Origin of the sequence: Anaerobacillus alkaliphilus, from assembly GCF_004116265.1 — a bacterium.
GTDB lineage: Bacteria > Bacillota > Bacilli > Bacillales > Anaerobacillaceae > Anaerobacillus > Anaerobacillus alkaliphilus.
Window position 1 is genome coordinate 24,616 of record NZ_QOUX01000030.1, and the last position, 26,454, is coordinate 51,069.

The 26,454-nt window shown below is 36.8% G+C and carries 26 protein-coding genes; 17 read left to right on the forward strand and 9 right to left on the reverse strand.

All coding sequences use genetic code 11. From position 1 onward, the window contains the following. The first annotated feature begins 56 nt into the window (after window positions 1-56). From cpaB to DS745_RS08670, 5 genes are all read left to right on the forward strand, one after another. Window positions 57-749, forward strand: a complete 693-nt coding sequence (gene cpaB, locus DS745_RS08650) for a Flp pilus assembly protein CpaB (protein WP_129077864.1) — start codon at window positions 57-59, stop codon at window positions 747-749. Window positions 750-779: 30 nt separating this feature from the next. Continuing rightward, window positions 780-1,616, forward strand: a complete 837-nt coding sequence (locus DS745_RS08655) for a CpaE/TadZ family protein (protein ID WP_129077865.1) — start codon at window positions 780-782, stop codon at window positions 1,614-1,616. A 260-nt stretch (window positions 1,617-1,876) separates the two neighbouring features. Then, window positions 1,877-3,214 carry a TadA family conjugal transfer-associated ATPase gene (locus DS745_RS08660; RefSeq protein ID WP_129077922.1) on the forward strand — a complete coding sequence of 446 codons (1,338 nt, stop codon included), beginning with the start codon at window positions 1,877-1,879 and terminating at the stop codon, window positions 3,212-3,214. Beyond that, a complete protein-coding gene (locus tag DS745_RS08665) occupies window positions 3,214-4,179 on the forward strand; it encodes a type II secretion system F family protein (protein WP_129077866.1) in 966 nt (321 codons plus the stop codon). The genes DS745_RS08660 and DS745_RS08665 overlap by 1 nt, the downstream gene beginning before the upstream one ends. A 3-nt stretch (window positions 4,180-4,182) precedes the next feature. Continuing rightward, a complete protein-coding gene (locus DS745_RS08670) occupies window positions 4,183-5,109 on the forward strand; it encodes a type II secretion system F family protein (protein WP_129077867.1) in 927 nt (308 codons plus the stop codon). 40 nt (window positions 5,110-5,149) lie between these two features. Here DS745_RS08670 and DS745_RS08675 read toward each other — a convergent pair whose 3' ends face one another. The 3 genes from DS745_RS08675 to modA are packed head-to-tail and all read right to left on the reverse strand — an operon-like array spanning window position 5,150 to window position 7,632. After that, window positions 5,150-6,181 carry a sulfate/molybdate ABC transporter ATP-binding protein gene (locus tag DS745_RS08675; protein WP_129077868.1) on the reverse strand — a complete coding sequence of 344 codons (1,032 nt, stop codon included), beginning with the start codon at window positions 6,179-6,181 and terminating at the stop codon, window positions 5,150-5,152. Next, window positions 6,181-6,861, reverse strand: a complete 681-nt coding sequence (modB, locus tag DS745_RS08680; protein WP_129077869.1) for a molybdate ABC transporter permease subunit — start codon at window positions 6,859-6,861, stop codon at window positions 6,181-6,183. The genes DS745_RS08675 and modB overlap by 1 nt, the downstream gene beginning before the upstream one ends. A gap of 12 nt (window positions 6,862-6,873) precedes the next feature. Next, window positions 6,874-7,632, reverse strand: coding sequence for a molybdate ABC transporter substrate-binding protein (gene modA, locus DS745_RS08685; RefSeq protein WP_241657766.1), 759 nt, complete (start codon window positions 7,630-7,632; stop codon window positions 6,874-6,876). 184 nt (window positions 7,633-7,816) lie between these two features. Between modA and DS745_RS08690 the strand changes: the two genes are divergently transcribed. The 7 genes from DS745_RS08690 to DS745_RS08720 all read left to right on the forward strand — a co-directional run bounded on the left by DS745_RS08690 (window position 7,817) and on the right by DS745_RS08720 (window position 16,947). Next, window positions 7,817-9,427 carry a response regulator gene (locus DS745_RS08690; protein WP_129077870.1) on the forward strand — a complete coding sequence of 537 codons (1,611 nt, stop codon included), beginning with the start codon at window positions 7,817-7,819 and terminating at the stop codon, window positions 9,425-9,427. A gap of 3 nt (window positions 9,428-9,430) precedes the next feature. Then, complete coding sequence (locus DS745_RS08695; protein WP_129077871.1) at window positions 9,431-10,486, forward strand: HEAT repeat domain-containing protein; 1,056 nt, start codon at window positions 9,431-9,433, stop codon at window positions 10,484-10,486. 49 nt (window positions 10,487-10,535) lie between these two features. After that, window positions 10,536-11,891, forward strand: coding sequence for a glycosyltransferase family 2 protein (locus DS745_RS08700; RefSeq protein WP_129077872.1), 1,356 nt, complete (start codon window positions 10,536-10,538; stop codon window positions 11,889-11,891). Window positions 11,892-12,000: 109 nt separating this feature from the next. Then, window positions 12,001-12,366 (forward strand): response regulator, encoded by a 366-nt coding sequence (locus DS745_RS08705; protein ID WP_129077873.1) that lies wholly within the window; start codon window positions 12,001-12,003, stop codon window positions 12,364-12,366. After that, window positions 12,359-14,755, forward strand: coding sequence for an ATP-binding protein (locus DS745_RS08710; RefSeq protein ID WP_129077874.1), 2,397 nt, complete (start codon window positions 12,359-12,361; stop codon window positions 14,753-14,755). The genes DS745_RS08705 and DS745_RS08710 overlap by 8 nt, the downstream gene beginning before the upstream one ends. An 87-nt stretch (window positions 14,756-14,842) precedes the next feature. Next, a complete protein-coding gene (locus tag DS745_RS08715) occupies window positions 14,843-15,541 on the forward strand; it encodes a response regulator transcription factor (RefSeq protein WP_129077875.1) in 699 nt (232 codons plus the stop codon). An 11-nt stretch (window positions 15,542-15,552) separates the two neighbouring features. Further along, the gene (locus tag DS745_RS08720) at window positions 15,553-16,947 is read left to right on the forward strand and encodes a sensor histidine kinase (protein ID WP_129077876.1); all 1,395 of its coding nucleotides are present in this window, start codon (window positions 15,553-15,555) and stop codon (window positions 16,945-16,947) included. A 16-nt stretch (window positions 16,948-16,963) separates the two neighbouring features. On the opposite strand, the gene DS745_RS08725 is transcribed toward DS745_RS08720, so the two are convergent. Beyond that, window positions 16,964-17,521 carry a flavin reductase family protein gene (locus DS745_RS08725; protein WP_129077877.1) on the reverse strand — a complete coding sequence of 186 codons (558 nt, stop codon included), beginning with the start codon at window positions 17,519-17,521 and terminating at the stop codon, window positions 16,964-16,966. A gap of 105 nt (window positions 17,522-17,626) precedes the next feature. Further along, the gene (locus tag DS745_RS08730; protein WP_129077878.1) at window positions 17,627-18,250 is read right to left on the reverse strand and encodes a GerMN domain-containing protein; all 624 of its coding nucleotides are present in this window, start codon (window positions 18,248-18,250) and stop codon (window positions 17,627-17,629) included. Window positions 18,251-18,513: 263 nt separating this feature from the next. Between DS745_RS08730 and DS745_RS08735 the strand changes: the two genes are divergently transcribed. After that, complete coding sequence (locus DS745_RS08735; RefSeq protein ID WP_129077879.1) at window positions 18,514-18,657, forward strand: BH0509 family protein; 144 nt, start codon at window positions 18,514-18,516, stop codon at window positions 18,655-18,657. A 121-nt stretch (window positions 18,658-18,778) separates the two neighbouring features. Here DS745_RS08735 and DS745_RS08740 read toward each other — a convergent pair whose 3' ends face one another. The 4 genes from DS745_RS08740 to DS745_RS08755 all read right to left on the reverse strand — a co-directional run bounded on the left by DS745_RS08740 (window position 18,779) and on the right by DS745_RS08755 (window position 22,585). Next, window positions 18,779-19,261 carry a DUF456 domain-containing protein gene (locus DS745_RS08740; RefSeq protein WP_129077880.1) on the reverse strand — a complete coding sequence of 161 codons (483 nt, stop codon included), beginning with the start codon at window positions 19,259-19,261 and terminating at the stop codon, window positions 18,779-18,781. Between the two features lie 144 nt (window positions 19,262-19,405). Beyond that, window positions 19,406-20,293 (reverse strand): glycine betaine ABC transporter substrate-binding protein, encoded by an 888-nt coding sequence (locus DS745_RS08745; RefSeq protein ID WP_129077881.1) that lies wholly within the window; start codon window positions 20,291-20,293, stop codon window positions 19,406-19,408. Between the two features lie 266 nt (window positions 20,294-20,559). Continuing rightward, window positions 20,560-21,402, reverse strand: a complete 843-nt coding sequence (locus DS745_RS08750; protein ID WP_129077882.1) for an ABC transporter permease — start codon at window positions 21,400-21,402, stop codon at window positions 20,560-20,562. Further along, window positions 21,371-22,585 carry a quaternary amine ABC transporter ATP-binding protein gene (locus tag DS745_RS08755; protein ID WP_129077883.1) on the reverse strand — a complete coding sequence of 405 codons (1,215 nt, stop codon included), beginning with the start codon at window positions 22,583-22,585 and terminating at the stop codon, window positions 21,371-21,373. The genes DS745_RS08750 and DS745_RS08755 overlap by 32 nt, the downstream gene beginning before the upstream one ends. Before the next feature lie 290 nt (window positions 22,586-22,875). Here DS745_RS08755 and DS745_RS08760 point away from each other — a divergent pair, with 290 nt between their 5' ends. From DS745_RS08760 to DS745_RS08775, 4 genes are all read left to right on the forward strand, one after another. Continuing rightward, window positions 22,876-23,427, forward strand: a complete 552-nt coding sequence (locus DS745_RS08760) for a GbsR/MarR family transcriptional regulator (RefSeq protein ID WP_338324533.1) — start codon at window positions 22,876-22,878, stop codon at window positions 23,425-23,427. Window positions 23,428-23,614: 187 nt separating this feature from the next. Beyond that, a complete protein-coding gene (gene sigX, locus DS745_RS08765) occupies window positions 23,615-24,157 on the forward strand; it encodes an RNA polymerase sigma factor SigX (protein WP_129077885.1) in 543 nt (180 codons plus the stop codon). Next, on the forward strand, window positions 24,154-25,365 hold the full coding sequence (locus DS745_RS08770; RefSeq protein WP_129077886.1) for a hypothetical protein: 1,212 nt from the start codon (window positions 24,154-24,156) through the stop codon (window positions 25,363-25,365). The genes sigX and DS745_RS08770 overlap by 4 nt, the downstream gene beginning before the upstream one ends. Before the next feature lie 197 nt (window positions 25,366-25,562). Further along, window positions 25,563-26,432: a metal-dependent hydrolase gene (locus DS745_RS08775; protein ID WP_129077887.1), complete on the forward strand. Its 870-nt coding sequence runs from the start codon at window positions 25,563-25,565 to the stop codon at window positions 26,430-26,432. Window positions 26,433-26,454 lie beyond the last annotated feature (22 nt).

Sequence of the window (26,454 nt, forward strand, 5' to 3'; positions counted from 1 at the left end):
CCTGTTATGTTTACTGAGTCATAGTTTTTAATTTAGATCCTAGGTAGGTGTACTGAGTGAGTTCTAAGTCAATTTTTCTTCTCGCAATTATTATGGGTGGAATTACTACCCTTTTATTTAATAACTACCTTAAAAATTCAACAGCTCCTACTGCAGCAATCGTTACCGAAAATACGGTCGAGATTATCGTAGCAGCAGAGCCATTAAAGAAAAATGAACGAATAACAGCAGAGAAATTGGAATTTAAAACGATTCCTGAGAGTGCCCTTCATCCACAAACTCTTATGACTAAAGAGGAGTTAGAAGGACTTTTCGTAACTGCAGATATGCAAACAGGTGAGGCCTTTTTTAGTCACCGTGTTCAAAGTGAGGAAGATGAAAAGCTATTCATATCACGGAAAGTAAAACCAGGCTATCGTGCGGTATCGGTTTCTGTTAATTATGTAGAATCGGTCTCAACTTTAACGGAGCCAGAGGACCTAGTAGATATTATTTTTACAGAAACGATTGAAAAAGAAGATAAAGAAGAAATAGTAACGAAATTGCTTTTTGAAAAGGTTCGTGTGTTAGCTGTAGGTAGAAAGATGGTAGAACCAACTTCACCGGAAAGTTACTCCGAATATAGTACCGTAACGCTAGAATTAACGCCTGCTGATGCTATAAAAATAGTTAATGTTTCAGAACGAGGAAGTATTCATCTCATGCTAAATAGTCGAATTGATGAACCTTCTGATAATAGTAGTAAGTAAATCTTTTCTAAGAACTATGGGGGTGACGATATGTCTGAAAAAACTTTACAAGAACAAGGAGAGTTAATTGCAGTTTGTAGTGGTAAAGGTGGAGTTGGACGGACGTTGTTAACGGTAAACCTAGCCATAGCACTTAAGAAAAAAAATCTAAAAGTAAGCATCTTAGATGGAGATTTTCAATTTGGTGATGTAAACATGGCAATGGACCTTCAGTCAGCTTCAACCATCTATGAGCTTTTAAAAAACGAAACTAGAATTGATGAATTAGCACTAAATGAATTGTTAGTTACTCATCAAAGTGGAGTTAAGGTACTCCCAGCTCCTGACAGACCTGAATTTGCTGATTTAGTTACTCCTGAGGTTGTTGACCAAGTGGTTGACATTATGGTTAGTCAGAATGACTACGTGGTTGTAGATACAGAAGTAGGATTTCAAGAGAAAAGCTTAGCGATTATAGAGAAGGCAACACAGGTTTTACTAGTAACAAATTTAGAAATTGCTACATTAAAAAATACTAAGTTAATGTTAGAAACTTTTACCACTTTAGGCTTAAGGGAAAAGGTGAAAATTATTGTAAATCAGTCGACAAAAAAAGGATTCGTTAAATTAGAAGATTTACCGTCAATCCTTGATACAGATTTACTATATTATTTACCGGATAATGATAGTGTTGCTACAAAGTCTCTTAATCAAGGGATTCCTTTTGGCGTTAGTCGTGGTAAAACCGATTTGGCAAAGGCACTTTACAAATTAGCACATCAGCTCATTGAGAAAAAAGATGTGGCCAGTTTAAAACATAACTCTAAACCTATCTTTGCAAAATTATTTACGAAACAGAAGCACATGAAAAGGAGTGGGAGAATGTGAGTTTACTAAAAAGGATCCAAGCAAAACAACAAACTCAAGCCCAATCAGCTCCTAGCTTAAGTCCAATCTATAACGATTCCTTAGATAATGATAGCCTTCTAGAGGAAAAGGTAAAAAGAAAAATACAGTTACAAGTTCAGTTAGCGGAAAAAGAAACTAGTGCTACCGTGGCTGTTGAGGAACGATATATAAACGAGGAAGTAAGGCCCAGACTGTCACCTGTTTCAACATCCGTTTCAAGTGAAGAAAAACAGGATCTAATGAAGAGTTTTCGAGAGTTAACCGAAAAGAACACTACAAAACAGGTCAAAAGTAATCAAACGGAAGTCTTGCAAAGCTCTGATCTAGAAGATCGATTAAAGAATGAGATACATAAAAAGATCATTAATGAGTTTAAAAATTCCGATATTGATGAGATTGCTTCGAAACTAGAAAACATTATGTCTCAAATTCTTGATGAAGATAAATCATTTCGAGGAAATATTAATTCGCAAAAAGTTATCAATGAATTAACGAATGACTTAACTGGTTTTGGTCCAATTAATCCTCTTTTAATGGATTCAGCTGTCTCAGAGGTAATGGTCAATGGACCTGACCAGGTCTTTGCTGAGCGCAAAGGTAAGCTTGAACTAACAAATGTAAAGTTTCGAGATAATGATCATGTCTTGCAAGTGATTGAAAAGATAGTAGCTCCTATTGGGCGGCGAATTGATGAGAGTAGTCCAATGGTTGACGCTAGATTACCGGATGGTTCTCGTGTAAATGCAATTATTCCTCCTTTAGCTTTAAATGGACCAACAATTACAATACGAAAGTTTGCTGAAGATCCATTTAAAGTTTCTGATTTGGTTCGTTTTGGAACACTTACTGAAGAGATGGCAGTTTTCTTAGATGCTTGTGTAAAATCGGCTTTAAATATCTTTGTTAGTGGTGGAACAGGTTCGGGAAAAACGACGACACTTAATGTGTTATCTTCGTTTATTCCAGAAGATGAACGGATTATTACGATTGAAGATGCTGCAGAATTGCAACTTGGTCAGGACCATGTGATTTCTTTAGAAACAAGACCGCCCAATATTGAAGGGAAGGGTGCTATTTCAATTCGTGATCTCGTTCGAAATTCACTCAGGATGAGACCGGACCGGATTGTCATTGGTGAGGTGCGTGGTGCCGAGGCGTTGGATATGCTTCAAGCGATGAATACAGGTCATGATGGTTCACTAGCTACCGGCCACTCCAATAGTCCTAGGGACATGTTGTCTCGTTTAGAAACAATGGTTTTACTTGGAGGAGTTGACCTCCCAGTACGAGCAATCCGTGAGCAGATTGCTGGTGCCATCGACCTTATTATCCAACAGTCTAGATTAAAAGATGGTACTAGAAAAATCACGAATATAACTGAAGTGCAAGGATTAGAGGGTGACGTTATTGTCTTACAAGACCTTTTTGCCTTTCAGCAAAAAGGAGTAGATGATCAAGGGAAAATCATTGGCAAGCTTGTTCCTACAGGAGTTCGTCCTAAATTCTATAGTCGCCTAGAAAACACAGGTCTCTATATTCCACCGAGTGTATTCATCGAAGAGGAGGACGTAATGTAATGGAGCAGCTGTTACTATTCTTAATTCTTATTTCTTCTAGCTTATTGTTTGGAGCATTATTTAAAATGCTCCTTTTCTCAAAGAAAAAAACCAATCAACGTTTAGAGCATTACCTTAATCTAGAGACAAAAGAAGAGAGTCAAAATAAAAAGGAATTTACATTTGCTTTGAATTTGCGACTGGCAAATGAGGTGCTAAAAAAGAAACTTCTTCGTAAAACTAAAAATAAAAATTTAGAGCTGTTAATAAAAAGCTCTGGTATTCCGATTAAACCTGATGAGTTTACAGCTTTTCGAATAATTGGTGCTTTACTTATTGGCTTACTTTTAAATTTACTACTAGGAAATATGTTGTTTTTATTTCTAGGAATTATAATTGGTTATGTGTTGCCGGTCTTTTGGGTGAAAAAGAAACATGCACAACGGCTACGCCAATTTAATGAAGGGTTACCTGATATGATTGTAACCATTATTGGTTCATTACGGGCGGGATTTAGTTTTCAACAAGCCTTAAAGTCCGTTGTTGATGAGAGTGACTCACCAATTAAAGATGAGATGGATATTGTGATTAAGGAAATGCAGTACGGTCGGACAATTGAAGAGGCATTGAACGAATTAAAGGAAAGAATGCCAAGCGATGACTTAGATTTAATGATCCAAGCAATCTTAATTCAGCGTCAAGTTGGTGGAAACCTGGCAACAATCCTTGAAAAAATTGTTGAAACAATTCGGGACCGTACAAAAATCCAACAACAAATTCAAACCTTAACGGCGCAAGGAAGACTTTCTGGGATGGTAATTGGTTTTCTTCCAATCATTTTAGGTGTAGTTATATTTTTAATAAATCCAGGCTACATAAGTTCCCTTTTCACAAATCCAATTGGGCTAGTATTAGTAGGGCTAGGACTGTTTTTTGGCATTTTAGGGATTATCTTTATTCGAAAAGTAACGACAATTGAGGTGTAGGCAATGATGTATCTTACATTCTTTCTGACTATTACATTGCTTGTAGTAGCAGTACTTATATCAAAACAGCAAAAGCCCCCGAAAAAGAAAAATCATCGAATTGAACTACTGCTAAGTTCAATTCCTCAGGAAGATAATCCTGAAGAAAATCAACAAGAATCAAAAGACTCTTTATTTCGAAGGGTATTCCAACCGATAGTACATGACTATAAGAGAAGCTTTAAACAGCGGGTACCTGGAGAAAAGGTAGCCAAAATAGAACAGAAACTCTTACAGGCCGGGAGTCCTTTTAATATGACACCAGTTGAATTTCGATTGCTTCAGCTAGGTTTATTTATTTTACTACCAACCCTTTTTGGGCTCTATGGATTACTACTAAAAAATGAAGCAAGTGCGGTAATACTATTTGGGTTAATTGGATTAGTAGTCAGCTTAGTTCTTCCCAATTATTATTTAAAACAAAAAGCTAAAGCAAGAGGCAAACAAGCCTTAAAAGAACTTCCTGATACGCTTGACCTTCTTACAGTTAGCTTAGAAGCAGGTCTTGGCTTTGATGCAGCCCTAAGTAAAATCGTTGCCAAGAAAGACGGCGTCCTGTCAGATGAACTAACTAGATGCTTAGAAGAAATGCGACTTGGTAGAACAAGAAGAGAAGCTTTAACTGGAGTAAAAGAGCGAATAGTCGTACAAGAAATAAGTGTGTTAATTAATAGTATTCTTCAGGCAGAGAAACTTGGTATTGGTATGGTTCAAGTGTTAAGGGTACAATCGCAAGATGTTCGAGATCGTCGCAAACAACGGGCTGAAGAAGAGGCAATGAAGGCTCCAATTAAAATGTTATTTCCACTTGTTCTTTTTATCTTCCCAAGTTTATTTATCGTTCTTTTAGGACCTGCAATGATACAACTAATAGAAACATTCAGTAAGTGAAAACGAGTCTCAAGGAAAAATATTTCCTTAAGGCTCGTTTTTAGTCCATAAAAAGTATTTTATCAAAAGGGACATAAAGCAACAAATCACCTTTCATAATCCCCTCCAATGAAGATTTAGAAACAACCACATGGAAAGTGACATTTGCTACGACCACAGACACAGTAGCGCGATCTATCCCATCAACTACACTTGTAATTGCATATGGGAATGTATTGGCCCTATCATTACTAGCAACAAAGGAAAGGTCATAGCTGTGAATTCCTAGATACCTTTTAGTAGTCAAAACACAGTCTTCTAGTTCTAGCTCAATCCCGTCTAAAACAACAGAATTACCATTCATCCACCTAATTTCAAATACATTCTCACACCCAACAATCTTTGCAGCTGATTTGCTAATTGGTCGCTCTAGTACCTCTTGCTTTGTTCCAAACTGAATGTTTCTGCCGCTATCGTACAAACAAAGATAATCACAGATTCGGTATGCTTCCTCAATATTATGGGTAACAAAAAGAACGACCCCAGAGAAGTTCTTTTTAATAATCGCCAATAATTCTAATTCAAGCTGCTTTTTTACGTGTTGGTCAAGCGCTGAAAATGGTTCATCCAATAGAAGGATTTCAGGCTCTGTGACTAATGTTCTAGCAAGAGCTACTCGTTGCTGCTGCCCACCAGATAATTCATTAGGATAGCGATTTTCTAGTCCAGTAAGTTGAACCACTTCGAGCATCTCAGAAACTTTTTTAGTCTTTTCAATTCTGCTCATTCCGTTTAAGCCAAAACCAATGTTTTCCGAAACAGTTAGGTGGGGAAACAGGGCATAATTTTGAAAGACATAACCAACTTTTCTTTTTCTTGTCGGGATGTTTATCTTCTTTTTAGGATCGAAAACCACATGGTTACCGATTGATATGTTACCTGAGTCTGGGTTTAATAGGCCGGCTATCGCTTGTAGCGTTAAACTTTTACCACAACCAGAAGGGCCCAATATTCCGACAATCCCTTTTTCTACTTGGAAGGCAACATCGAGGTTAAATTCTCCCAGAGATTTCTTGATATTGATGTTTATCATTATCTTCTTCCCCCTATAGAAACTTTTTTCTCAAGGCGGTTTATTGTGAAAAGCACAATAAGGGCAACGACGGTCATGATAAAAACAAGGACATTAGCTAATTCGCGATTACCAGCGAGAAGTGCATCATAAATAGCAATGGGCATTGTCATTGTTTTATTTGGGATACTTCCAGCGACCATTAAGGTTGTACCAAAATCACCTAAAGCCCGAGCGAAGCCTAGAGTAATACCGGCAACAATTCCACGCCATGCTAATGGGATAATAACCGTAAAGAAAATATTGAGTTCCGTTCGCCCCAATACTCTAGCTGCATTGACAATATTAGGGTCAATGTTGGAGAATGCAGCCTTTGCAGATTTAATTAGAAACGGAATTGAAACAACCATTGCGGCTATAATCGCACCAGTTGGAGTAAATACTATCATAATTTGAAAGTTTTCCTCGAGAAATTTGCCAATTGTGCTTTGCCGACCTAACAGAACAAGTAAATAGTACCCTAAAACCGTTGGCGGTAATACGATTGGTAATGTAATCAAAGTATCAAGTACATCAGCAAATTTACTTTTAGAGCGACTTAAGAAAAATGCAATCGGTAAGCCAATAATAATAGTGAAAAGAGTTGCTGTTAAAGCAACTCTTAAAGATAAGAACAAGGGGAATAAATTAATTTGATCCATAGAAAAAACTCCTTAAGGAATGCTATACCCATACTTTTCTAAAATTATTTGGGCTTCTTCACTAAAGAGAAACTCAATGAACTGACGAGCTTCTTCTTGGTACTTGGTAGTAGAAAGAACGGAAATAGGTTGTTCCAATACTTCGTGCATATGATCATCAATAAGCATGAAATTAACTTTTTCATCTTTTAAAGATAGCGCAATAAAAGCAGCTTCCACATTTCCGGTCTCGAGCAGGGTGAATGTGTCAGAGATATTTCTCCCATAAACAAGTTTCTCCTCAATATCGTCCCATATTCCGGCTTGTTCTAGAGCTTGCTTTGCAGCTAATCCATATGGCGCGTGTTCTGGATTGGCTATTGCTACTTTAATAATTGCATCATCAAGAAGATCTTCTAATTTGGTTATCGTAAAATCTTGTTCTCTTAAGGTTGCTACACCAATTCTACCCAATGCAAAGACAGGTTGGTCATCTAATAGTGCTTCAGTGTGAAAGTTTCGATAGAAGCTTGGGCTTGCAGGTGCAAAAATATCAAATGGTGCACCATTTAAAATTTGTTCCGTTAATTGACCGGAAGAACCAAAGCTAAATACAATCTTCACGTTTGTTTCTTTTTCATATTCTTCTCCAAGCTCTGTAAAGGCTTGTACTAAGTTACTTGCAGCAGCAATATGTAATTCAGGTTTTTTCTCGACAGTTGCGCAACCGGAAATGATGACAACTAGACAAAATGCTACATATAAACCTATAAAGGATTTATTTTTCATCATATTTCTCCCACTAAAATTTGGACATAGATTACTTGTTATCCTAATTATAGTTTAACTATAAACCTAAAAAAAGAAAAAAGTAAGTTTTTACTAGTAATAAAAAGGGTATTAAATCATGATAAGAAATTATACAATAGAAGTAGATAAGTCAATTTTTGTCGAAATATATATTGAGGTGTCATAGATGGAAAAATATCAAAAGTTGTTTCTTGATCGAATGAAAAAAACATTTAAACAATGGGAAGAAAAAGGCTTTGTAGAAGAAGCTTCTCTGTACCGCTTTCTTCATACAGTAAAAGGAACAGCTGCCTCAATTGGACTAGTAGAGATATCGAATGAAGCGGAAAAGCGAATGGTCAACCTTGATGAGCATGGTGAAAGACAATGGACCCAAGAGGAATGGAAGTCATTACTAGTCTTTCTAGCTGACGTTGAGCTTGAAGAAAAGGCTGGAGTTCAACTAGAAACAGAGGATGTAGAAAAAGTTACTGAGAATGAAAAGCTAATCCTTGTTGTTGATGACGACATAACCATGGTAAATTACCTGAAGGAAAACCTGGAAAACCAAGGTTATATGGTATTAGCAGCTGTGACAGGAGAAAAGGCATTACAACTGTTTTATGATCATAAACCAGATTGTATATTATTAGATTTACATCTTCCAGACCAAAACGGCTTAGAACTGTTAGAAACTATTTTAGGGAAATCGCATTCCTACTTTATTCCGATCATTATCATAAGCTCTGATGACAGAAAAGAAACGAGGATTAAGGGCTATGAAATTGGAGCTGTTGACTTTCTGGCGAAACCGTTTGCCTTTGATGAGTTAAAGGCTCGGATTGAAAACCGAATTCGCTATAAAGAGTTAATTAGCAATGCCGTATTATTAGATGAATTGACTGGTGCTTTTAATCGCAAATTTTTTAATATGGAACTAAATCGTTATTTATATGAGTTAAATAGAAGAAAAGATATATTATCGTTAGTTATTCTAGATTTAGATCATTTTAAACGTGTGAATGACACCTATGGTCACAATATTGGAGATGTGGTTCTGAGGGGCTTTGCCCAATTTATTATGGCAAACAAACGAAGTTCTGATTACTTAATTAGGTATGGTGGTGAAGAGTTTATTTTGCTTTTGCCACACACCAAAAGAGAAGATGCTGAAATATTCATTAATCGCTTACTAGCGGACTTTGCTGCAGTATCTTTCCCAACAGACAAAGGTTCATTATCTATCACATTTTCAGCAGGTATTGTTGAGGTTGAAAATCCCAACATTCCTATTGAAGATTATGTAAAGATGGCAGACCAAGCATTGTATCAAGCAAAAGACCTTGGAAGAAACCAAGTGATTGTGTACGAAGATACTGTCAATGAAACGACGAGTCATAAAGTCATTCGAATTGCTGTTATTGATGATGATCCGGTCGTCCACCAGCTAGTGAATGACCGTTTAGGTAAACTTTCCTTTGGGAACATTGAAGTAGACATTAAGTCATACCGCGAGGGCGAGTCATTCTTTCAATCTAAATGGCATAATCAGGGCGGGAGAACGCTTGTTTTGCTTGATGGCATAATGCCTAGGATGGATGGATTAGAAGTTCTCCGAAAGCTAAGACAAGACTATGACGAAAATAGTTATGTTGTGCTTATGTTAACGGGAAGAAAAAGTGAGAAGGATATTGTTAAAGCATTAGAATTAGGTGCGGATGATTATCTAACAAAACCATTTAGTATGGCAGAGTTAGAAGCAAGAGTAAAACGATTAGTTAAAAGGATGATGATGTAACAAATGGTTGATATATCGTTAAAAACCTTAGTTATCATAAATATCATTTTATTTTTCACATTACTATTGCTATTCGGCTATTTGCTTTTGCAAAAACATAAAGACATAAAACGTAAACTGCGCAAGGCAAGGATAAAAGAGAAAATTCGTGATGGTATTTTTGAACATTTAAACGAAGGTCAAGAGGTTAAGACTCGATTATTTCAAAGGGATCCATTAAGTTATGAAGTTGTTCAAGAGTTATTGTTAGAATATGGTACGATGGTAAAAGGAGACGAAGAGCAAAAGAGACTTCAGCAATTTGCAGAATTTCATTTTTCTAGTTATTATCAAGAACTGCTTAGCCATCAAAATTGGAGTATCCGTATGAATACTCTTTATTCAATAGAGAATTTATCTATGAAATCAATGGAAACGGACGTCTGGAATCATTTTGCGGAAAGTACCTATGAAGAAACTGTTGAACAACAACAACAAATACGTGTTCTCGCAAAGCTTCAATCAGAAAAACTCGCCAGTCATTTATTTGTTGATAAAAATATCTACCCGTTACCTCTCTATAAAGAAGTGTTACGAACTTTTCAGACAGATTTATTTGATCAAATGGTTGGCCGTTATGATGAAGCAAATGAAACACTAAAAGTTGCAATCTTAGCAATCTTTGCTGAAAAGAACGATACTAGTTATTTACCTCTCGTTGAGCGCGAACTTGAAAATGGTCATACCGATATCAGACTTCAAGCCTTAAAAGTCATTCGGAGCTTTGGGTATGTCGGAAATATTGAACTATTTTCAACCTTTGCTACATCTTCCTTATGGCAGGAGCGAATGTTGTTTTGTAAAATTGCGGCTGTGATTACCAAGGAACGCTTTAAAGAGACATTAGTGAGGCTAATTGGAGATGAAAGTTGGTGGGTGCGTAACGCAGCTGGAGAAGCGTTAGCAAACTACCATGACGGAGACTTTATTTTAACTCACATATCTGAAGAAAACGAGGACTCATTTGCAAGAGATATGGCCAAGCAATGGTTAGGAGGCGAGGAAACTGCTAAATCATGAAATTATTACGTTAATCTTTCATTGGGCAGCCTACTTAATTATTGGCTATATGGGATTAATTATCTTCTTTTATTTTATTATCTTTTTCATTTCAGCAAAGCAGCTTAGAAAGCATTATTTCCTTGATGAGAAGGAACCTTATAAGCAATTGCTAACCTCTAAAGATACGAAACCTATATCGATTATTGTGCCAGCCTATAATGAAGAGATTGGGATCTATAACAGTGTTCGCTCCCTCTTAAGTATTAATTATCCGGAGTATGAAATTATCGTTGTAAATGACGGTTCGAAAGATAATACCGTTAAAGAAATGATCGATCGTTTTCAAATGGTAAAGGTTAATTTGGTAGTTCGAACTCGGTTAGCAACAGAAAAGGTTCGAGCTATTTATAAATCCGAAATCTATGATCAATTGTATCTGGTTGATAAAGAAAATGGTGGTAAATCAGATGCGCTTAATGCGGGGATGAATGTATCCCACTACCCCTACATCTGTTCGTTAGACGGTGATAGTGTCCTCGAACGCGATGCATTTTTGAAAGTGATGAAACCAATCATTGATTCAAATGGTGAGGTCATTGTTACCGGAGGCAGTATTCGAATTGCCAATGGTTGCGAAATTGAACGGGGCGAAATTATGAGGGTTGGTTTAGCTAAGAGCCCGATTGTAGTCATGCAAGTGGTTGAATACTTGCGAGCGTTTCTCATGGGAAGAGTTGGACTAAGTCGGCATAACTTACTGTTAATTGTTTCTGGTGCATTTGGTGTCTTTCATAAAGAATGGGTGATTAAAGCTGGAGGCTATCGTACAAAAACAGTAGGTGAAGATATGGAACTAATCGTTCGACTTCATCGCTTAATAAAAGAAGAGAAAAGTACTAAGAGAATTGAATATGTACCTGATCCAGTTTGTTGGACTGAAGCACCTGATTCCTTAAAAATATTAAGGAGACAACGGAGTAGATGGCATCGTGGTTTGTTTGAATCTCTATGGATCCATAAAAAAATGATTTTCAATCGTAAATATGGACTTGTTGGATTTATCTCCATGCCATACTTCTTATTTATTGAACTACTTAGTGCGGTGTTGGAATTCATTGGATATCTAATCTTGATTTTTGGACTACTCTTCTCACTAATTAACGTCAAAATAGCGCTACTATTGTTTTTGGTCTCATTTCTTTACGGTTCCATTCTCTCAATGAGTGCTGTGTTGCTTGAAGAATGGAGCTTGAGAAAATATGAAACAAAAAGAGAACTTGCTCGTCTCTTCTTTTACTCATTAACAGAAGCATTCTGGTATCGCCCATTAACAGTAATTTGGCGGTTTGAAGGCTTCGTTCAAGCCATCTTTAAACGAGAAGGAAAATGGGGCGAGATGACGAGGAAGGGAATATCGAAGTAATTAATTAGAATGTAGAATGTTGAATTATGAATTATGAATTATGAATTATGAATTTGAAAACCCAGACTGAGAAAATGGAAAACTCTTTTGGGTAGGGGAGGTAACTGGGTTGAAAAGGATCTTATTAGCGGAAGATGAAGAAGTTTTACGAATGTTGATTGTTGATACTTTAGAAGACGACGGATATGAAATTGATGAAGCTAGCGATGGTTTAGAAGCCTTAGAATTTATTGAGGAAAATGACTATGACTTAGTGATTGTTGATTACATGATGCCTGGCTTAACAGGTTTAGAAGTCATTGAAAAAGTTCGAACGATGCCAAATAAGACAGAACTAAAAATGATGATGTTAACTGCGAAAAGTCAGCAGAAAGACGAAGAAGCAGCTAAAAGAGCCGGGGCTAATTATTTTCTTGCTAAGCCATTTAGCCCCATTAAGCTTGCAGAGTTAGTAGGGGAAATTGTCAATGTTTAATTACTTTAAGAAAAGTATAACAAGGCAGTATGTGTACTATTTAATTATTGTTGTCGTAGCCGCTTTGGTAGGAGCCATTTTACTTACTGGAGTTAATTTATTTGTTCAAAATAATTATATAAAAGAGCGAGAAGAACTGAGGCAAAAGCACGAAATCGTCAATGAAATAGAGGATCATTTTATGCGGATGGTATTTCATGCGAGAGGTTATTTTTATCTTGGTGATGATAAGCAAGAGGAAGCTGCTGTCGACTTTCATCGAGATAAAGTCCAAGATAAAATAACAGAGTTTGGTGAGCTGGATTTAGACCTTGAAGAAAGCCAATTCTTAAGTGATTTTACTTATGGTTTTTCTGACTACAAAGAAAATATCTTAGAGCCTTCCATGGAACATGTGCGGAAACAGGAATTTGACGAATTAAAATCGCTAGCTTACTCAGGTGCTAGAGACCGAGTTACTGAATTAGTAGGGAATACTCAAGCCTTTGCGAAACAAATAGATGATAAGCTTGAAACAGTTAATAAAAGTCTTACAACAGTCGGCCAAATCTTCAGTACGCTCTACATTGCTTATATTCTTTTAATTCTCTTAGTAGTAGGAATTGTTATACGGAAAATGAGTAAGAATTTAGGGATTCCGTTGCTAGAGTTAACGAAGGCTTCAGAGCAACTCGTCAAAGGTGAATATACGAACCTCTCAATTGAGAAAAGAGAAGATGAGATTGGGACTTTGTCCAATGCCTTTCACGTAATGGCTCGGAGCATTCAGAATAAAGAAGAAGAACTGATGGCACAAAATGAAGAGCTCCTTGCCCAACAAGAAGATCTGGAAGAACACCAGTCGCGATTACAGGCTTCTTTTGAAGAAGCTGAAATTAGACGTCAGTTGAGTCAAGATATTATTGACAATGTTAATGAAGGCATAACGTTACTAGATCTTAATGGATCATTGCTTCAATACAACCATATGTTCTTGAATATAGTTGGTGGCGAAACAGAACTAGAAGTCAATAGTGGCATAGAGCAATGGTCGCAATTATTAGAAGATCGTGTAGATAACTTCGATGAGTTTATGGACTTTATTAAAACGGCTATCAAAAATAAGGAAGAGAAAGTTTTAAGTTATCGTTATGAAATCAAGTCACCTGTAAATAAGATCTACGATATTTATGCTGTTTCCATTCATAAAAATGAATTTCGCTTAGGAACACTGATCGTTCATCGCGATATTACTGCAGAGTATGAAGTAAATCAAATGAAATCAGAGTTAGTTAGTACAGTTAGTCATGAGCTACGAACACCTTTAGCTAGTGTCCTAGGATTTGCTGAACTCATGCTAACAAAAGAACTTAAACCAGAACGACAAAAAAAGTATTTGGAAACGATTCATAAAGAGGCTTCTCGATTGACGAATTTAATTAATGACTTCCTAGACATCCAAAGAATGGAATCGGGAAAACAAGTCTATGAGAAAAAAAGAATTGATTTGTTAGCAACCGTAAAAGAAGTCATGACTACTTTTAAAACGACGAATAAACTACATCATTTCTTAATGGAAACAGATAGAGATCAAATATTCATCTTAGGTGATGAAGAAAAACTTATTCAACTGTTTACAAACATATTCAGTAATGCAGTCAAGTTTTCACCTAGCGGAGGCAAGATTACTGTTCGGTTCGATTGTAAGAGTGGTGAATTGGTCTGCTCAATAGAAGATGAAGGTTTAGGAATACCAGAAGAGGAAGTATCGAAACTCTTCCAGAAGTTTTATCGAATTGATAATTCTGATCGACGAAAAATTGGAGGGACTGGATTAGGTTTAGCAATTTCCAAAAAAATAGTTGAAGCTCATAACGGTGAAATCTCCGTTTCCTCAATCTTAGGTCAAGGAAGTACATTTTATGTAAGACTACCGTTATTATCTGATAAACCTAAAAGAGTAGCGAATAGTGAATTGGGCCATCAGGATAAACCGTTAGTAATGATTGTTGAAGATGATGAAAGCCTTGGAATGTTGTTGCTAGATGAATTAAAAGAATTAGAGATCGAGGTTAAGCATTATGTAGATGGTGAAGGTGCTTTATTGTCCGTAAGGAACAGGCAACCAGATTTAATTATTTTAGATATTATGCTTGGTGACAAGATTGATGGCTGGGATATGATTGAAGAATTGAAAAAAACCAATAGTACAAAGGATATTCCAATTATTATTTCATCCGCACTAGATGAAAAAGAGCGCGGCATAACCTTAGGTGTCGGGCATTACTTAACGAAACCTTATCCTCATGGAAAGTTATCAGAAGTAGTGTTAGAGCTCCTTGAAATAGGCGGAAAGACAGGCGAAATCTTGATACCAGTAGATGAAAAAGAGGTAGAAGAGAATGAATAATTCTCTTCTCTTTTTTTTGCTTCATAGTTTTTTCACAAAAGTGTGGTACCTTACTAGTAGGTAGATTAGTTTTAAGGGGTGGTAGTTATGGGAAACAGAGTATTGATAGTAGACGATGAAAAAGAGATGCGCAAACTCTTAACCACGTGCCTAAAACCTTACGGATATATGATCGATGAAGCACAAGATGGTTTTGATGCTATTGAAAAAATATCGAATGAACATTATGACCTCGTATTATTAGACATCATGATGCCTACGTTAGATGGCTTTGGGGTGTTAACAAATATCCGAGAAGTTCTTCAACAAGATATTCCCATTGTCTTATTAACGGCGCTTGGTGATACCGATAGAGTAGTCAAAGGCTTAAAGCTAGGTGCCGATGATTATATTGTAAAACCATTTGAGCCAAGAGTGTTACAGGCAAGAATTGAATCGGTATTGAGAAGAGCGAAAAAGGAAGTTCCGTCTGAAGGCAAGAGGTTTAGTTTACATGAACTCTTCTTTGATGAAAATAAACTGAGAGTTTCTTATCTTGACCAACCTCTTCCATTAACAAAAAAAGAATACAAAATCTTTGTTCGCTTGGCGAAAAATCCAGGCAGAGTTTATTCTAGAGAGCAACTTGTGCAATTAGAGTGGGATGATTACTATGAAGGTGATGCCAGAACAGTTGATACTCATATAAAAAATGTGCGAGAGAAATTAAAGGCCGTTGGATTTACAAAACAGATTATTGAGACGGTTTGGGGAATTGGCTATCAAATCCTTGAAGATGACTCATAAGGGTGAATAACTTGAAGAAAAAACTTTCAAAGAAAATAGCACTATTCGTTATACTTATTTTATTAATTGTTATTAGTTCAATGGTGTTTTTTTCGTACCACTTATTTAAAAATTTTTATAAGGAACAATTAGCGCTAGATGTCTATGGAGAATTACGAACATATACGGCGATGATTGAAAAAGGCATTGACGAAGAGCTAATTTCTTACCTAGTTGCTGAAAAGCATCTTAAACGACATGTTTATATGGTGTTTTTTGATGAGGATCTTCAACCGATATACTTGTCTCACAATGTAAGTAGTGAATGGATACAAGAATACCAGAACTGGATAAGAGAGCGACATAGTAGTGGAGATAGTACGTTACAATATGTTGATACTGGAATTGATTTTCATATCCCGCACATATGGGCATATCAGCCCATTGAGAACGGCTTTTTCTTTATTGATCAAGATACAGGCGAGTTTGAAAAAGCAAAAGTACAACTATTTCTGTTGTTATTCGTAATGGGGTTATTTACTTTGCTAGTTGGCGTACTCTTAACGATATACTTAACAAATATTATCTCGAAACCATTAATTAAGATTGGAGCTACTACAAGAAAGATTGCAAAGGGAGATTTTGATAGTAAACTTTCAATTGAGAGTGATGATGAAGTAGGTCAACTTGCTCGGGATATCCACGCGATGACAAATCAACTTAGAGAGTATCGTGATTCTAGAAGGCAGTTTATCTCCCATATTTCTCATGATCTTCGAACGCCAATTACGTATATCAAAGGATATTCTGCAGTGATGAAAGACTTACCGACCTTTGATGAAAAAGAGTGGCGTCAAAATATAGATATTATCTACAAAGAAGCTACTCGAATGGAATCGTTAGTGAGTGATTTGTTTCAATTAACAAAGTTAGAAGAAGGAAAGATTACTCTTTATAAAGAAGAGGTCGATGTCCTTGAATGGCTTGAGTCAATCATTGCTACGAGACAGTTAATGCTTGATAGTCATGAGATTACCTGTGAAGTAAGAGGTGATCAAAGAGAAATAAAAGCTCATTTAGATCAACAACGATTAGGTCAAGCGATTATTAACCTTTTAGAAAATAGTATTCGCTATACAACGAAGGGTGGCTCTATTTTTATTAATGTCACAGAAGAGCAAAATGAAATTATCATTGAAATCAAAGATAATGGCATAGGAATTGGTCCAGAGGATTTACCACATGTTTGGGAAAGATTTTACCGAGTCGACAAATCTAGATCGCGTGAAAGTGGTGGTAGTGGATTAGGACTTGCCATTGTTAAAGAAATTGTAGAAGTTCATGGTGGAAGAGTAGAGGTTCAAAGCCAAGAAGGGGTAGGAACTAGTTTTTATGTTATTCTTCCAAAAGAAGAAGAGCCAGTCTAAAAAACTGGCTCTTTCGTTATTTTTTCAGTTCAATAGAAATTTTCTTTGTCTCCCTGTTTGCAATAACATACTGCGATTGACCAAGATATAAGGGGATTTCAAGCTTGTCCCAATTCGGTAAGCCATTTTCAAAACAAGTTTCATCTTTATGGAACATTGTAATATCGCCTACAAACCAATCGTGATCGCCATATCTTTGAACGTCCCTAACCTTACATTCATAAACAACATATGCTTCAGTTAGTATTGGACAATTTACTGTCTCACCTTGTTTATGAGAGATATTTAGAAGATCAAACTTGTTGCCATCACGTCCGGTATTCTTACCTGAACCTTCAATGTATTCCGCAAATTCTGCAGGAACAAATTGGATTGCAAACTCTCCTGAATTTTTTACAAGATGATGAGTGAAGCGTTCCTCTCCAATGGCTACGCCGTAAATTGGTGGGTCATAGGAGATGTAGGAATGCCAACCTGCAGCCATAATGTTCTTCGTCCCGTCCCATTCAGCTGTCACTAATGCAATTAACCCCGGATAACAATGGAGTACTGTCTTATTCGTACTTTTTAACATAGTAAGCCTCCTTATGTAGTATTTATTACTAGTATAGAATATTTCACATGCTAATAGTAGTAATACAAAATGAAAAAGGGTGACATTTCGTTGTCACCCAGCCAATTAATTAGTATAAATTTCGTAATCTTCAGGTGAATTTGCTATAAAAGGCTCATTCCAATCAAGATGTCCTAATAACGAATCGACTACTTCACCATCAATTAGAACAAAGACTTCTTTATATCCAAATTGCTCAACAACCATGGCGATTTGTTCAGCCATCATTCCTTCACCTGTTGACCCTAAGTTAGCTTCATAAAGCTCACGTGAAAATGATACATAAAGTGCACCATCAAACTCTTCTACAGACTGTACTAATACACCTTCAGGTACAAGTCCTTGAAGACCTTCTTCTTTAGGCCCAGTAACCCAGCTTTGTAAAGCATTTTTAATTCCTTCTTCATCTAATGTATAAGGTCCTTCAACTTCTACACGGTAGATTGTCATTAAATCATTGTCAGAGAAGTATAAATAAATCGTATCTAGAACTGGTATCTCAACCTCAGCCTCATTTGGCTCTTCAGCGGAAATCTCAGTTTGTTCAGCAGTTTTTTCTTGTTCCTCTACTTCAGGTTCAGCTCCTACGACAGGCTCTTGTTCTTCTGGTGGTTGAGTAGTACCTTGTCCACAAGCAGCTAAACCAAGCAATAATGCAAGTGTTAAGACCGTATATTTTATTTTTCTCACTATAACACCTTCCTTTAAACATAGTCAGTAGCCAAGCTATATACTAACAAGAATAGCATAAATCAGAACGTAATTGATAATAAAAGCAAAAAATATTGAAAAAAACTGTCACTGTAAAAAGTATTTATACAGTCGTAGGGCCCATTTTAGTGAAAATAAGAAATAAAATACCAAATATTGTTGACGCCTTTTTTTCTCTGTTATATAATACAATTAATAAATAACAACTGTATCAATACAATAACTTAAAGGGGGAAATTATCGTGAGCAGACAAGAGCGTAAAAACATGATTAACTTTATTGAGAAGATGAAAGGTTTGGACTCCAGTCAGTTAAAGAACATGACAGATCAAGAGGTTGAACATATCTATAACTCGCTTTACTTAAAGCTTGTAACTCAAGAATAAGTAGAGGGATTTGCAACATTGTTCCCCAGATTTGTGTTGCGAAGGTATTCCAGTTAATACGAAAGCAAGCTATGCCTAAATTCAGGCATAGCTTGCTTTCGTAATTACTCTTTAAAGCTCTTTAAAGGAAGATATCTAATAGGAATACAATAATCATTACACTCTGAATCATTGCTTTCGCAAAAGTACCACTTAAAAAAGCAATCAATGTTCCAGTCGCAACCTTTATCGACTCTCCAATAGTCTTTTTTTGAATGAGTTCTGTAACTAATACAAGAACAAACGGGACAATCAAAATGCCAAACGGTGGAATAACAAAACAGCCAATGATCACACCAATTGTTGCTGCGCGAAGGCCCCATTTTGAACCTCCATACCGTTTAACAAAGAAAATATTAGCTAAGTAGTCAGTTATAAATAGGAGAGTTGTTAAAAGAATAAACGTACTCCATGTCCACCATGAGACAGCTTCTGGCAGGATGAAGAAGTAATAAATGGCTACTCCGCCCCAAATCAAAACAACAGAAGGAATAATTGGGTATACTAATCCGACAAAGCTGATAATAAAAAGAACAATAATAACTAGCCATAAAACAATATCCATGTACACACCTCTAACATCATAATACTAAAATCATAGGTATCATTCCTGTAAAGTATACATGTTTGCCAGAATAATAAACATTAAAGCAGTCCCCTAAAATTAACAATCACAATTGAAAAAAGCTGCCTGAGCAGCTTTTTTCACCTAGTTATTTAAATCTTCAATTGATGTAATATCCATATAAGCTGGAACTACTAGACCAATTCCTGCACCCTCTAAGTTAACCCCAAGGTCAACAAAATCTTCTTTATAGTCTTCATAATAAACTGCGTGTGTACCTGGTAACCAAGCAGCAACGAGGGCATCAGCGCTTCCGGTTGCTACGGCAGTCCACATACCTGCAGCTTCAAGTGATAACAGTTCAACATCATATCCGATATCTTCTAATACTTGGCCAATCATATGAGTAGAAGCAATTTCAGAATCCCAAGCAACAAATACTAGTGTTAATTTGTCACCGTTAACTTCAGCAACACCGTCTGTCCACTGTGCTACCTTGTCTTGGTTATTTGCTACCCATTCAGCAGCAGCATCTGCAGGATCTGCACCTTCATTGATAGCAATCATGATTTCTCCCATGTCAGCTTGCTCCCAGTAGAAGTTATCCAATACTTGGTAAGCTGAAGGGTGGTCTGTTTCTAGTCCAACTCGGGCAATCGTATGAATACTTTCAGCTGCACCAAATACACCTTTAGGATCTTCTAGGTATTTTAAATCATATTTAGCAAACTTCCAATGAGGTGTCCAGCCTGTTACAACAATCGGTTCCTCTTTCTCGTAAGCTGCCGCAAGAGCTGCTGTCATAGCTGCTGATGAACTAGTTTGAAGGTTGTAGCCCTCTAGTCCGTAAGCTTCGATGGCCTCTTCAGTAGCAGCCATGATACCAGCACCGGCGTCAATTCCTGTAATTGTGTAGTTTAACTGGCTAGCAATAGAACCATCTCCGCTAGTTGTATCTGCACCACAGCCAGCAACAAATAATGTTAGCGATAATCCCACTGCGACACTAAGTCTTTTTAAGTATTTTTTCATGTTTTTGTTCCTCTCCTCTTATATATGTTTTTTATTTGGCTGTTTTCGCAAAGTTTGTTGCTTTCGTAAAAATCCCAAAATCCCGATTTTTACACAAATTACTAAGAATTCACCACTAACTTAGTAAGTAATGCTCTTTTCTTACATAATTTATTGGCTGATATCTTCATCTAGGGTACTTTTCCGATAATTTTAGGATAGAAAAGCCACAATGTTTACGAAAAGAGCCTTTTATTTAAACTCTCATTAAAAGAGTGAAAACCCAACTAGATTGTTCCCTTTTGTGTATTAAAACTTTGGGTTAAGCGATCTAATATGATGGCAACAATTACAAGAGCAATCCCTGCTTCAAAACCTCCACCTGCATCATTTCTTCCTACAGCATAATAAACCTTTGTTCCAAGCCCAGAAGCACCGATCATTGATGCAATAACTACCATCGATAAAGCCAGCATGATACTTTGATTAATTCCGGCCATAATCGTTTTCTTTGCCATTGGTAGCTGAACTTTATAAAGCTTTTGGAAAGGTGTCGACCCAAACGCATCAGCCGCTTCAATAAGCTCAGTTGAAACTTGTCGAATTCCTAAGTTTGTTAAACGGACGGTAGGGGGCATAGCAAATATAACCGAGGCGATTACCCCAGGAACCATACCAATTCCGAAAAATACAACCGCCGGAATTAAGTAAACGAAGGCTGGCATTGTTTGCATAAAATCTAAAATAGGCGTCATCACGTTTTCTGTTGTTTTACTCTTAGCCATCCAAATCCCTATCGGTACTCCGATGATGACAGATATACCTGCTGACGTTAAAACAAGTGAAAGTGTCAGTAACATATCATTCCAGTAACCGAGATTTTGAATGAGAAATAGTCCTACGAATACAAAGATCGGAAGTCCAAATCGCTTTTTTGTAGCAAAGAACGCCAATGCCGTAATAAGAAGAATAAATAACCATTCAGGAATGGAACTTAGGCCTTTGCTTAATAGCTCGACAAAAAATCGAATAAATGCGGTAACCCCTTTAAACAATCCATCAGCATTTTTTAACCAGTCTACAAATGCATCAACTCCATCAGCTAGCGGAAGCCTCGGTATCAGATTCATTTGTTTTCACCTCCGCTCCAGATGATAAAGCTGCTAACACAGCTCCTCGAATAATAATTCCTTTTAATTGCCCATCGTTAACGACAGCAACTGGGATCGGTGATGTAGAAACAATGTCAAACAAATCGTGCAATGGTGTTTCGGGTGGTACTGTTGGGACGTTTTGATCCATTATATCTACTAAGCTAGCATCTTTTGCAGCCTTTGAAACCTGTTCGGCACTAACCACACCGAGAAGTTCTTTTTTGCGATTCGTCACATAGATACTTGAAATTCCCATTTCCTTCATTCTCTGCATGGCTACTCTAAGACCATCTTTTTCCGCATTTACGGTTTCAGGACGTTTCATTACATGGCCGGCAGTAAACACTTTAGAGCGGTCTACATCTTCAACAAACCTTTCCACATAATCGTCTTCTGGATTAGTTAGTATTTCTTCAGGTGTCCCAATTTGAACAATGGAACCATCTTTCATAATCGTAATTCTGTCACCAATTCTCAGTGCTTCATCTAAATCATGAGTAATAAAAATAATAGTCTTTTGCATCTTTTGCTGCAAATCTAGTAATTCATCTTGCATATCTTTTCTAATTAATGGATCTAACGCTGAAAAAGCTTCATCCATTAATAACACATCTGGATCGTTCGCTAATGCTCTAGCCAATCCAACGCGCTGCTGCATTCCTCCAGATAATTCGCTTGGGTATTTGTCTTCATACCCTTTAAGTCCAACAAGTTCTAACGAAGTAAGTGCTTTTTCTTTTCTTTCTACTTTCTGAATGCCTTGTACTTCAAGACCATATTCGACATTTTCAAGGACAGTCCGAAAAGGAAATAAGCCAAATTTCTGAAATACCATACTGAGTTTCTTTCTGCGTACATCCCGAAGCTCTTTTTCGCCCATGGCTGCTAAGTCAACACCATCTATCCATACGCTTCCAGTAGTAGGCTCAATTAGTCGGTTTAAGAGGCGAACTAATGTTGACTTACCACTTCCGGAAAGGCCCATAATAACAAAGATCTCACCATTGTTCACTTCAAAGTTTGCCTGATTAACACCAACTGTCATTCCGGTCTGCTTTAATATTTCATCTTTTGATACGTTTTTGGCCAAAAGATCCAGTGCTTTTTTTGGTTTCTTACCAAAGACCTTCGTTAAGTTTTCAACTTTTATTTTGGACATAACAACACCTCTTTTCTTAGTTTGTTATTCGTTAGAAATAAACCTCAAAATACCAGTTGTATTAGCGTTGTTAATACTATATAATATTTTAATTATTTTTAACAAACTGTATATTCCTTGAAATTCTTACAAATCGTACGTACAGAAAAAACTGTACGTATAATACAAAGGGGATACTTAGAAATACTTCTATATCCTACCTGATCCTACCTTACTGTAAACTTTTAACTTTTTTTTCGCTTTGTTATACTACTAGTAATTCAATTACTTCTTTAATAGGGGGAGGAATGATGGATAATAATTACAAGAATGAGTTCAGAGAATTAAGTAAAGCGCGTGATCGCTTTGTTAGTGAAATAGCGAAAAATATCCATCTCTATGGGATCTCACAGTCGGTTGGTCGACTTTACGGCACAGTGTTTTTCTCTGAAGAGCCAATGACCCTTGATGAAATGAGTGATGAACTCGGAATGAGTAAAACAAGCATGAGTACCGGGATCCGAATGCTCCTTGATGCTCAGATGGTAGAGCGTGTTTGGGAAAAGGGTATAAGAAAGGATTTATATAAAACTGAAGAAGACTGGTATCGTTCATTTTCAAATGTTTTTATTACTCGTTGGAGACAAGCTACTGAACAGAATATGATCGCTATTCAAGAAACGAAGGTCATGTTAGAGTCCTTAAATAAGAAAACGACTAATGAGAAAATCGGGGAATTGATTGAATTAGATTTGAATAAGCTTACTCAAGCGGAGGCTTACTATAATTGGCTAGACGATGTCATATCATTATTTGAAACGGGAGAAATTTTTAAAATTGTTCCTAAGCAACCAACTTCATAAATCACCAAAGACTGTTGAATAAATTCAGCAGTCTTTTTATTTTTTTCAGTTATAATAGAAAGTAGTAAAATTTACAGTGGTAATTTAGCTTAAAAAGAGTTATAACCAAGATTGGATTAAGTTTTTAAATTTTATATGTAACTTTTCATAAAAAACAACGACTAGTTTAGTAGGGGGGAAAGAAGCAGTGAATGATGAATTTGAACGCTTGTACGAAACCTATCACCATTCATTATTTCAGTTTCTGTTTTACATGGTTCGGAATAGACAAATAGCTGAAGAGCTTGTACAAGAAGTATATATAAAGGTTTTTAACTCTTATTCTTCATTTAAAGGGGATAGTAGTGAAAAAACGTGGCTATATTCTATCGCTAGGCATGTTGGTGTCGACTGGATCAGAAGTCAAAATAGAAAGAAACGAAAATTTCTAGGTATTTTCGAGCTATCAGAAAAGGAGTTCCAAATTAGAGATGAAGAACCCCTACCTGATGAAATTATTGTGGAAAGAGAAGAAATGAAAGAAGTTTATCGTATGTTAGGTAAGTGTACACTGGATCAACAACAAGTGATTATTTTAAGATATGTTGAGTCACTCTCAATAAGTGAAACAGCATCAATATTAGGTTGGACAGAAAGTAAAGTAAAGACGACGCAACATCGTGCGATTAAAGCATTACAAGAGCTACTTGGCGGGAGCCATCATTCAGACTTAAAGGAGGTGGGAAGATGAAGCGGTCCTCTAACTGGGATGAAAAAACGATTGAAAATCAACTGAGAAAACTGCCTAAAATTGAGGATAAGCAAAGCAAAGAAGCGTTATTCGAGCGGATCCAGGAACGATTGCAGGAAGATCAAATAAAAGAGCGCAAAACTAAGAAACACTGGATTGTTCCTTCAATAGCTGCTGCCGCTGTTTTCTTTCTACTGTTATTAATAGTACCTTCTTTCTTAAGTGAGAGAAATGTTTCCATAGAGGATTCACAACCAGAATTCAGAATGGAGGTAGCAGAAGAAGCTGGTGATGTGGAAGTAGATATGAATGGCATTGCTAGCATTGATGCGCCAGGAATTACATCTGTTGATGAGTACTATACAATCTATTTTGGGGCAGTACAACCATATGAAGAAGAATTTTATCAAGATCAGCTTGTGAAGTTAGCAGTTCCGGTAAGTGGCCCGGCAGGAGAATTTGTTGTTCAGGTAACTCTTTTAGCCGAAGGGGCTAATGAGATTGAGCGATTTTTAGCAGTAAAAGAAAACTTTTCTGGAGAGCCTTGGGGGATAGGTAATTTTCCTTCAATTGAAATAAATTCAATCTTTGAAGGAAAAGGAGGGGTACTTATTATTGATGTTCCAACAGGGAGTTTAGAAAGTTTATCTACGGCAGAGAACTTCGCTTATAGTCAATCAATAATAGAAACCTTTTGGCCGCGCTTCCGAGAAGTTGAATTAAGTTCTGACGGTGAACCTAATGTCTTTTGGGGCCAATCAGGGCCAATATCAGGCTTTAGTTTAGAGGTGGAAAACAGAGGCTACTACCTTTTTGAAAGTCCTACTGGCCATTTATTCTTAGTCACTGGTAAGTCAATTGGTGCAAAAGGGAATGACTCTAGTGAGGACGTAAGTTTGCAAGAAACATTAGAATATATGAAGCAATACGAAAGTGTTGGGAACATGGGATACCTTCCTCCTATTGGAGATGAGTTTATAATTACTAACGTTGAGCAAAACGACGAGGTAGTTACAATTACGTTTGCTGACGGTACAATTTTTGAAAACAGTCCTCGTCATCAAGCAATGGTCGAAGCAATTCTTTTTACCGCTCGAGATTTCGGGCATTCATATGTCCAATTTGAAGGAATTCAACCAACCCAAGTTGGCCCATATTTTACAGGAGACCTGCTAGAAATTCCAAGGTATTTCAACTTCATACGTTAATAATGAAAGAATGGTTCTAACTATGGAGCCATTCTTTTTGCTTTGGCTTATGAACTAGAAGATGGATAATATTTGAAAAAGCCCACATTAAATTGCTATATTAAAAATAGTGATAGTTGTCTACGGGGCGATGTTTAACGTGCTGTTAACGATGAAAGCGATTAGTGGGGAAAATTTCACGGGAATTGAGGTCAGCTATGGATACAATTACACATACATTATTTGGTCTTACATTGTATGGGGCAATTAATAAACGAAACTATACAAAAGAGCAAAAGCGAGCACTACTGTTTACAACAGTAGTAGGTAGTCAAATACCAGATATTGATGTGGTTTCAAGACTCTGGGATACAGAAGGTCAATATCAAATGTGGCATCGGGGTATTACGCACTCCATTTTTTTGGTGCCGGTGTGGGCATTAGTAATAGCACTATTGTGCTACCTTTTTTGGAGAGTGAAGGATAGGCGAATATTCTTAATGGGCGTGTTAGCGGTCTTTATTCATAACACAAGCGACTTATTTAATGCATGGGGAACAGGGTATTTCGAGCCGTTCTCTAGTATTCGAATTACGTTTGGAACAATCCCGATAATAGACTTTGTAATTTGGGGTATCATTTTGAGTGGCTTCATCCTAAGTAAGAAATCAAAATGGCCATCCTATCGAATATATCAGTATGTATGGTTGGCCATTGTTTTACATATCGTTTTTCAAACGAGTCAGGGCTATCTCATCTATCAACAAACTAGTACTAACTATGAGCAAATGGCCTTATCTGCTAGTTTTGCTCCTTGGAACTATACGGTGATTGGAAAGAATGGAAATGTAGTAGAAATATCTCATCGCAATCTCTGGTCAGAACCTATCTTACACGTTAGTCTAACAAGTAGTGAGGATACAAACTTAGACGATTTATTCGCTCAAAAGCCTGAGGCAAGAACACTCTATGAGTGGTCACCCTTCGTCGTTGTCGTCGATGAAGATGATATAGTAGGTATTTATGATCCCCGCTTTTATCGGAATGGACAATCATTTTTGTTTGAGTATATCGAAAAAGAAGGCTGATTGTTCAGTCTTCTTTTTTGAT

What these genes read in the sequence shown, in the direction of transcription:
- DS745_RS08740 (WP_129077880.1), bottom strand. Translation starts at nt 19,261, where the DNA reads ATGGATATTGTTTTATGGCTAGTTATTATTGTTCTTTTTATTATCAGC.
- DS745_RS08675 (WP_129077868.1), bottom strand. Translation starts at nt 6,181, where the DNA reads ATGATAAACATCAATATCAAGAAATCTCTGGGAGAATTTAACCTCGAT.
- DS745_RS08655 (WP_129077865.1), top strand. Translation starts at nt 780, where the DNA reads ATGTCTGAAAAAACTTTACAAGAACAAGGAGAGTTAATTGCAGTTTGT.
- DS745_RS08665 (WP_129077866.1), top strand. Translation starts at nt 3,214, where the DNA reads ATGGAGCAGCTGTTACTATTCTTAATTCTTATTTCTTCTAGCTTATTG.
- DS745_RS08710 (WP_129077874.1), top strand. Translation starts at nt 12,359, where the DNA reads ATGTTTAATTACTTTAAGAAAAGTATAACAAGGCAGTATGTGTACTAT.
- DS745_RS08660 (WP_129077922.1), top strand. Translation starts at nt 1,877, where the DNA reads ATGAAGAGTTTTCGAGAGTTAACCGAAAAGAACACTACAAAACAGGTC.
- modB (WP_129077869.1), bottom strand. Translation starts at nt 6,861, where the DNA reads ATGGATCAAATTAATTTATTCCCCTTGTTCTTATCTTTAAGAGTTGCT.
- DS745_RS08745 (WP_129077881.1), bottom strand. Translation starts at nt 20,293, where the DNA reads ATGAAAAAATACTTAAAAAGACTTAGTGTCGCAGTGGGATTATCGCTA.
- DS745_RS08750 (WP_129077882.1), bottom strand. Translation starts at nt 21,402, where the DNA reads ATGAATCTGATACCGAGGCTTCCGCTAGCTGATGGAGTTGATGCATTT.
- DS745_RS08760 (WP_338324533.1), top strand. Translation starts at nt 22,876, where the DNA reads ATGGATAATAATTACAAGAATGAGTTCAGAGAATTAAGTAAAGCGCGT.
- DS745_RS08755 (WP_129077883.1), bottom strand. Translation starts at nt 22,585, where the DNA reads ATGTCCAAAATAAAAGTTGAAAACTTAACGAAGGTCTTTGGTAAGAAA.
- DS745_RS08725 (WP_129077877.1), bottom strand. Translation starts at nt 17,521, where the DNA reads ATGTTAAAAAGTACGAATAAGACAGTACTCCATTGTTATCCGGGGTTA.
- DS745_RS08770 (WP_129077886.1), top strand. Translation starts at nt 24,154, where the DNA reads ATGAAGCGGTCCTCTAACTGGGATGAAAAAACGATTGAAAATCAACTG.
- DS745_RS08700 (WP_129077872.1), top strand. Translation starts at nt 10,536, where the DNA reads ATGGGATTAATTATCTTCTTTTATTTTATTATCTTTTTCATTTCAGCA.
- DS745_RS08690 (WP_129077870.1), top strand. Translation starts at nt 7,817, where the DNA reads ATGGAAAAATATCAAAAGTTGTTTCTTGATCGAATGAAAAAAACATTT.
- DS745_RS08715 (WP_129077875.1), top strand. Translation starts at nt 14,843, where the DNA reads ATGGGAAACAGAGTATTGATAGTAGACGATGAAAAAGAGATGCGCAAA.
- DS745_RS08775 (WP_129077887.1), top strand. Translation starts at nt 25,563, where the DNA reads ATGGATACAATTACACATACATTATTTGGTCTTACATTGTATGGGGCA.
- DS745_RS08695 (WP_129077871.1), top strand. Translation starts at nt 9,431, where the DNA reads ATGGTTGATATATCGTTAAAAACCTTAGTTATCATAAATATCATTTTA.
- DS745_RS08670 (WP_129077867.1), top strand. Translation starts at nt 4,183, where the DNA reads ATGATGTATCTTACATTCTTTCTGACTATTACATTGCTTGTAGTAGCA.
- modA (WP_241657766.1), bottom strand. Translation starts at nt 7,632, where the DNA reads ATGATGAAAAATAAATCCTTTATAGGTTTATATGTAGCATTTTGTCTA.